Source organism: Streptomyces sp. NPDC048275 (assembly GCF_040652275.1).
Lineage (GTDB): Bacteria > Actinomycetota > Actinomycetes > Streptomycetales > Streptomycetaceae > Streptomyces.
The window spans coordinates 24,114-31,158 of the sequence record NZ_JBEZLR010000114.1 but is presented as its reverse complement, the minus strand read 5'-3'; the positions used below and the strand labels follow the sequence as shown (position 1 = coordinate 31,158).

The following is a 7,045-nucleotide window of genomic DNA, read 5'->3' as shown; positions in this document are numbered from 1 at the left end:
CTACAGAAAGAAACAACCCACCGAATCCACCACTCACCACCCTGACCCGCCCAACATCAAAATCCTCGCCGTTTCCTAACTACGTGGCATTGCCCCGCAAGGGGCCCCGGTATCTCCCGTCATGGCGAACCTGTTCCTGCACTATGCGTTCGACACCTGGATGGACCGGGAGTTCCCGACCGTCTGGTTCGAGCGCTACGCGGATGACGCGGTGCTGCACTGCGTCACCGAGCATCAGGCCCGCCAGGTGCTGGCCGCGCTCGCGGACAGAATGGCCGAGGTCGGGCTGCAACTGCACCCGGCCAAGACCCGGATCGTGTACTGCCAGGACGGAAACCGCCGGCGCTCGTACGAGCATACGGCGTTCACCTTCCTCGGGTACACCTTCCGAGCCAGGCTGAACCAGAGTCGACGCGGCGACCGTTTCGTCGCAGTCGACCCGGCAGTCAGCAAGGACGCCCTGAAGAGGATGGGGCGAGAGGTGCGTTCCTGGCACCTGCACACCCGCTCGGACCTGTCCTTCCATGAGCTCGCGCGCAGAATCAACCCTGTGGTGTCGGGCTGGATCAACTACTACGGCCGCTACAGGTGGTAGGAGTTGAACACCTTCTTGATGCGCATCAACGCCTACCTGGTGCGCTGGATCCGCCAGAAGTACAAACGGCTCTCGGCCAAACGGAAGGCCCTCGCGAAGATGCGGGAGATCGCCCAGCGATACCCCCGCATGTTCGTGCACTGGCCGCCTGACCACGAGCGCCGTACTGGTCTGACGATCAGAACGACAAGAGCCGTATGACGGGAGACTGTCACGTACGGATCTGTGAGAGCCGGGAGGTGAGATCCCTCCCGGCTACTCGGCAGAGCGTGATCGCTCCCTAAGCGGGGAAATACCCGGCGTACAGCCCGACTCGTCTGCCGCCACCTGCGGCTTTGTCTAGGAAAGGGCCTCTGACCTGCGTCGGAGGCCCTTTCCGGTCTTTCGGGGACTTGCCGTGTTAGGCGGCGAAAAGTCCCTGGGAAGTCCCTCGGACAGCGCTGAAAGTCCCTGAAAAGTCCCAGGGGCGGAGGGGCGGGGCGACCCCTCTCAGTTGGTTCGGATCGATCGGACATAGCGCTGTTTCTCTACGCTCGCGGCTCTGCAACTGCCGTGAGGCAGGACGTGGTATCCAGCACAGATGGGCCCGGAAGCGGTGGTGAGCGGCAGTATGCGGCCAGCCGGGCAGGACGCTATCCGAGGACCGTGCTGCATACCCCCATTGATGGTGTTGTGGACGGCGGCCACCAGCTGACCACTTGAGGCGGCCGCCAATTCGTCAAGTACTGCTCGCAGTTCGGACGCCGCGACCGGGTTGTCCAGCAGAGTACGTCGCAATCGAGTACGCCACTCGGCTTCGATATCTGCCGCTGTCTGCTCGTCTCCAGATGCCATTGCCGCTGCGAGTTCTCCTCGCGAGGTCTCCAACTCTCCCTGGATGACCGTCTCCCCACGGCAATCACGACGCGAGAGGAACGAGACGATGCGATCGCGGGCTTCTGCCCAGGAGTCCGCCGCCATCTGCTGCACGAACACAGTCGCGCCTGCGGCAGCCAGTGACATCAACTCGGCTTCCATCAAACCCCCTTCGAGCAACAGAGGAAGCCACCGTACCCCTGAAGATGGACTACAGCAGCGCCCGAGCGCGAGAGCCAGCACAAGCAGCACCCACCCAGCCGGTGGCCCCAGGCCGACGACCGAAGGGCATTACCAAATCGGCAAGGGTCGCCGCCTCGGCATCGTGATGGTTACCGGGGTGCCGGGTCTTCGACGTGATTGCCGATGGTCGACCAGAGGCGGTCCGCGTGACACTGACCGACATCGGACGTTGCGAGGCCACTTCGGCGACAACCCTCCGTGAAGGCTGACGGGTACTCAGGCGTCTCTGACGTATCGTCAACCATGCAAGATCATCTTGCACGTGCGTTGCACAAGGTGCTGAAAAACAACAGTGATCAGTGGAGGGCTGTGAAGGTGGGTATCCGCAGGTCAGCTGGCATGTTGAGGTGTCGCGCCCCTTGCCTCCAAGGGGCACGACACCGTGCCGGTCAGATGTCGCGGAACGTCTCGATCTGCGCCCCGATCGAGTTGAGCCGCTCGGCCAGGTCCTCGTACCCGCGGTTGATGACGTACACGTTGCGCAGCACGGACGTGCCCTCGGCTGCCATCATCGCGAGCAGGACGACCACGGCGGGGCGCAGCGCGGGCGGGCACATCATCTCGGCGGCGCGCCAGCGGGTCGGGCCCTCGACCAGGACGCGGTGCGGGTCGAGGAGTTGGAGCCGGCCGCCGAGGCGGTTGAGGTCCGTGAGGTAGATCGCGCGGTTGTCGTAGACCCAGTCGTGGATGAGGGTCTTGCCCTGGGCGGAGCCCGCGATGGCCGCGAAGAAGGGGACGTTGTCGATGTTCAGGCCCGGGAAGGGCATCGGGTGGATCTTGTCGATCGGGGCTTCGAGCTTGGAGGGCCGGACGGTCAGGTCCACCAGGCGCGTACGGCCGTTGTCGGCGAAGTACTCGGGTGTGCGGTCGTGGTCGAGGCCCATCTCCTCCAGGACCGCGAGCTCGATCTCCAGGAACTCGATCGGCACTCGGCGCACTGTCAGTTCGGACTCGGTGACCACGGCCGCGGCGAGCAGGCTCATCGCCTCGACCGGGTCCTCGGAGGGCGAGTAGTCCACGTCCACGTCGATGTTCGGTACGCCGTGCACGGTGAGCGTGGTGGTGCCGATGCCTTCCACCCGTACGCCCAGGGCCTCCAGGAAGAAGCACAGGTCCTGGACCATGTAGTTGGAGGAGGCATTGCGGATGACGGTCATGCCGTTGTGGCGGGCGGCGGCGAGCAGCGCGTTCTCGGTCACCGTGTCGCCGCGCTCGGTCAGCACGATCGGACGGTCGGGGGAGACCGCGTGGTCCACCTGGGCGTGGTAGAGCCCCTCGGTGGCGGCGATGTCGAGACCGAAGCGGCGCAGCGCGATCATGTGCGGCTCGACGGTCCTGGTCCCCAGGTCGCAACCGCCCGCGTACGGCAGCCTGAAGTGGTCCATACGGTGCAGCAGCGGGCCGAGGAACATGATGATCGAGCGGGTGCGGCGGGCCGCCTCCGCGTCGATCGCCTCCATGTCCAGCTCGCCCGGGGGCACGATCTCGAGGTCCACCCCGTCGTTGATCCACCGCGTGCGGACGCCGATGGACCCGAGCACCTCGAGCAGGCGGTACACCTCTTCGATGCGGGCCACCCGGCGCAGCACCGTGCGCCCCTTGTTCAGGAGCGTCGCGCACAGCAGCGCGACGCAGGCGTTCTTGCTGGTTTTGACGTCGATCGAGCCGGACAGGCGACGTCCACCGACCACGCGCAGATGCATCGGACCCGCATAGCCCAACGACACGATCTCACTGTCCAGGGCTTCGCCGATTCGAGCGATCATCTCAAGGCTGATGTTCTGATTGCCGCGCTCGATGCGATTGACTGCGCTCTGGCTGGTGCCGAGCGCCTCGGCAAGCTGCGCCTGTGTCCAGCCCCGGTGCTGCCGGGCGTCACGGATGAGCTTGCCGATACGTACGAGGTAGTCGTCTGCCATGGCGCGACCGTATATCTCATGTGAGATAAAGAGAAGCGGAGTGCGCCCATCCGGGTGATGCGGGTCAGTGCGGCGTGCTCACAGGGTAGTTCGGGGTGTGACTCTCGCTCGTGCTTGCGATTCTTTACATACCAGACCTTGCGATTCGGTACGTATCGGTCCTTTCGGATCAGTACGTACCGGTCGCGTGTGTGGGGGAGTTCGGCGGTGCGCGGGCCGCCCGGCGGCCAACTGGTGTACGCCTGGAGGCCTGCGGGGCTCAGCGCTCCCGTCGGCGCGTCGTGCGGCGCCAGCCGAAGGGGCCCGGCAGATTTGTCGACGTGGTCCGGCGCCCGGTGCTGCTGCGCGTGTGCCGCGGCCCGTGCCGCCCTCCCGTGGTGATCGACCAGGATCGTCGGTTGATGTTCAGTCGCACCCCGGGAAGTATGCGGAAACTCTTACGGAACGTGAGTGGCATCGGTGCCCCCTCGCTGCGGTGTCGGCCGGGTGCGTCCCGGCCGACACCGGGTACCCCGAAGGAGGCCGGGCATGACCAGCCCGCGCCCATGTACTAGAGTTATCTCGACATCGAGATATCTGCCGAGGCGCCCCGCAGTCGCCACCCACGGTAAGGGTTACCTAACTTAGCCTTACCTTAGCGGATCGGCCAGGAGTATGTGGCGGCAGGATGCGGTGGGTACGCGCACATCAATGAAGGAGACTGTCGTGTCGGCGAACAGCTTCGACGCCCGCAGCACGCTGCAGGTGGGCGACGAGTCGTACGAGATCTTCCGGCTGGACAAGGTGGAAGGCTCGGCTCGCCTTCCGTACAGCCTGAAGGTGCTGCTGGAGAACCTGCTCCGCACCGAGGACGGCGCGAACATCACCGCCGACCACATCCGGGCCCTCGGCGGCTGGGACTCCCAGGCTCAGCCGAGCCAGGAGATCCAGTTCACGCCGGCCCGCGTGATCATGCAGGACTTCACCGGCGTGCCCTGCGTCGTGGACCTCGCCACCATGCGTGAGGCCGTGAAGGAGCTGGGCGGCGATCCCGCGAAGATCAACCCGCTCGCCCCCGCCGAGCTGGTCATCGACCACTCGGTCATCGCCGACAAGTTCGGCACCAACGACGCCTTCGCGCAGAACGTCGAGCTGGAGTACGGCCGCAACAAGGAGCGCTACCAGTTCCTGCGCTGGGGCCAGACCGCGTTCGACGAGTTCAAGGTCGTCCCGCCGGGCACCGGCATCGTCCACCAGGTGAACATCGAGCACCTGGCGCGTACGGTCATGGTCCGCAACGGGCAGGCGTACCCCGACACGCTCGTCGGTACGGACTCGCACACCACGATGGTCAACGGCCTGGGTGTCCTGGGCTGGGGCGTCGGCGGTATCGAGGCCGAGGCCGCGATGCTCGGCCAGCCGGTCTCGATGCTCATCCCGCGCGTCGTCGGCTTCAAGCTCACCGGTGAGCTCACCCCCGGCACCACCGCCACCGACCTCGTGCTCACGATCACCGAGATGCTGCGCAAGCACGGCGTCGTCGGCAAGTTCGTCGAGTTCTACGGCGAGGGTGTCGCCGCGACCTCCCTCGCGAACCGCGCCACCATCGGCAACATGTCGCCGGAGTTCGGCTCGACCGCTGCGATCTTCCCGATCGACGACGAGACCATCAAGTACCTGAAGCTGACCGGCCGCAGCCAGCAGCAGCTCGCGCTCGTCGAGGCGTACGCCAAGGCGCAGGGCCTCTGGCTCGACCCGGCCGCCGAGCCCGACTTCTCCGAGAAGCTCGAGCTGGACCTTTCCACGGTCGTCCCGTCGATCGCCGGCCCGAAGCGCCCGCAGGACCGTATCGTCCTCGCGAACGCCGCCGAGCAGTTCAAGACGGACGTCCGCAACTACGTGGACGAGGTGGACGAGGCGGGCAAGGAGTCCTTCCCGGCCTCCGACTCCCCGGCCATTCACCCCAACGGCGCCCCGTCCAACCCGGTCCAGGTCACCGCCCCCGACGGCTCGACCTACACGATCGACCACGGTGCGGTCACCGTCGCGGCCATCACGTCCTGCACCAACACCTCGAACCCGTACGTCATGGTCGCCGCCGCGCTCGTCGCGAAGAAGGCCGTGGAGAAGGGCCTGACCCGCAAGCCGTGGGTCAAGACCACGCTCGCCCCGGGCTCCAAGGTCGTCACCGACTACTTCGACAAGGCGGGGCTCACCCCCTACCTCGACAAGGTCGGCTTCAACCTCGTCGGCTACGGCTGCACCACCTGCATCGGCAACTCCGGCCCGCTGCCGGAGGAGGTCTCCAAGGCGGTCAACGAGCACGACCTGGCCGTAACCTCGGTCCTCTCGGGCAACCGCAACTTCGAGGGCCGCATCAACCCCGACGTCAAGATGAACTACCTGGCCTCCCCGCCGCTGGTCGTCGCGTACGCCCTCGCGGGCTCCATGAAGGTGGACATCACCCGCGACGCGCTCGGCACCGACACCGAGGGCAAGCCGGTCTACCTGGCGGACATCTGGCCCTCCGAGGCCGAGGTCAACGACGTCGTGGCGAACGCCATCGGCGAGGACATGTTCAACAAGTCCTACCAGGACGTCTTCGCGGGCGACGCCCAGTGGCAGGCGCTGCCGATCCCGAGCGGCAACACCTTCGAGTGGGACCCGCAGTCGACGTACGTCCGCAAGCCCCCTTACTTCGAGGGCATGACGATGGAGACCACCCCGGTCTCGGACATCGCCGGCGCGCGCGTCCTCGCCAAGCTGGGCGACTCGGTCACCACCGACCACATCTCCCCGGCCGGCGCGATCAAGGCCGACACGCCCGGAGGCAAGTACCTCACGGAGCACGGTGTCGAGCGCCGCGACTTCAACTCGTACGGTTCCCGTCGCGGCAACCACGAGGTCATGATCCGCGGTACGTTCGCCAACATCCGCCTGCGCAACCAGATCGCGCCGGGCACCGAGGGCGGCTACACCCGCGACTTCACGCAGGCCGACGCACCGGTGGCGTTCATCTACGACGCCTCGCGCAACTACATCGAGCAGGGCATCCCGCTGGTCATCCTGGCCGGCAAGGAGTACGGCTCCGGCTCGTCCCGCGACTGGGCCGCCAAGGGCACCGCGCTCCTCGGCGTCAAGGCCGTCATCGCCGAGTCGTACGAGCGCATCCACCGCTCGAACCTCATCGGCATGGGCGTCCTCCCGCTCCAGTTCCCCGAGGGCGCCACGGCCGAGTCCCTCGGTCTCACCGGCGAGGAGACCTTCTCCTTCACCGGCGTCGAGGAACTGAACAACGGCACCACCCCGCGCACGGTGAAGGTCACCACCGACACCGGCGTCGAGTTCGACGCGGTCGTCCGCATCGACACCCCCGGCGAGGCGGACTACTACCGCAACGGCGGCATCATGCAGTACGTGCTGCGCAACCTGATCCGCAAGTAAGCGGTCCGGT

The 7,045-nt window shown here is 66.2% G+C and carries 6 protein-coding genes; 3 read left to right on the top strand and 3 right to left on the bottom strand.

Annotated elements, in window-relative coordinates; genetic code table 11:
- Positions 1–88 precede the first annotated feature (88 nt).
- Together AB0D57_RS40540 and AB0D57_RS40535 are read left to right on the top strand one after the other, a co-directional pair.
- On the top strand, positions 89–595 hold the full coding sequence (locus tag AB0D57_RS40540) for a reverse transcriptase domain-containing protein (protein WP_362085714.1): 507 nt from the start codon (positions 89–91) through the stop codon (positions 593–595).
- 3 nt (positions 596–598) lie between these two features.
- Positions 599–796, top strand: a complete 198-nt coding sequence (locus AB0D57_RS40535; protein WP_362085705.1) for a hypothetical protein — start codon at positions 599–601, stop codon at positions 794–796.
- A 288-nt stretch (positions 797–1,084) separates the two neighbouring features.
- Here AB0D57_RS40535 and AB0D57_RS40530 read toward each other — a convergent pair whose 3' ends face one another.
- The 3 genes from AB0D57_RS40530 to AB0D57_RS40520 all read right to left on the bottom strand — a co-directional run bounded on the left by AB0D57_RS40530 (position 1,085) and on the right by AB0D57_RS40520 (position 4,069).
- The gene (locus AB0D57_RS40530) at positions 1,085–1,612 is read right to left on the bottom strand and encodes a hypothetical protein (protein ID WP_362085702.1); all 528 of its coding nucleotides are present in this window, start codon (positions 1,610–1,612) and stop codon (positions 1,085–1,087) included.
- A 470-nt stretch (positions 1,613–2,082) separates the two neighbouring features.
- Positions 2,083–3,612 (bottom strand): UDP-N-acetylglucosamine 1-carboxyvinyltransferase, encoded by a 1,530-nt coding sequence (locus tag AB0D57_RS40525; RefSeq protein ID WP_362085699.1) that lies wholly within the window; start codon positions 3,610–3,612, stop codon positions 2,083–2,085.
- A gap of 259 nt (positions 3,613–3,871) precedes the next feature.
- Positions 3,872–4,069 carry a DUF4236 domain-containing protein gene (locus AB0D57_RS40520; RefSeq protein ID WP_362085696.1) on the bottom strand — a complete coding sequence of 66 codons (198 nt, stop codon included), beginning with the start codon at positions 4,067–4,069 and terminating at the stop codon, positions 3,872–3,874.
- 248 nt (positions 4,070–4,317) lie between these two features.
- Between AB0D57_RS40520 and acnA the strand changes: the two genes are divergently transcribed.
- Positions 4,318–7,035 (top strand): aconitate hydratase AcnA, encoded by a 2,718-nt coding sequence (gene acnA / locus AB0D57_RS40515; RefSeq protein WP_362085693.1) that lies wholly within the window; start codon positions 4,318–4,320, stop codon positions 7,033–7,035.
- Positions 7,036–7,045 lie beyond the last annotated feature (10 nt).

What these genes read in the sequence shown, in the direction of transcription:
- AB0D57_RS40530 (WP_362085702.1), bottom strand. Translation starts at nt 1,612, where the DNA reads ATGGAAGCCGAGTTGATGTCACTGGCTGCCGCAGGCGCGACTGTGTTC.
- AB0D57_RS40520 (WP_362085696.1), bottom strand. Translation starts at nt 4,069, where the DNA reads ATGCCACTCACGTTCCGTAAGAGTTTCCGCATACTTCCCGGGGTGCGA.
- AB0D57_RS40525 (WP_362085699.1), bottom strand. Translation starts at nt 3,612, where the DNA reads ATGGCAGACGACTACCTCGTACGTATCGGCAAGCTCATCCGTGACGCC.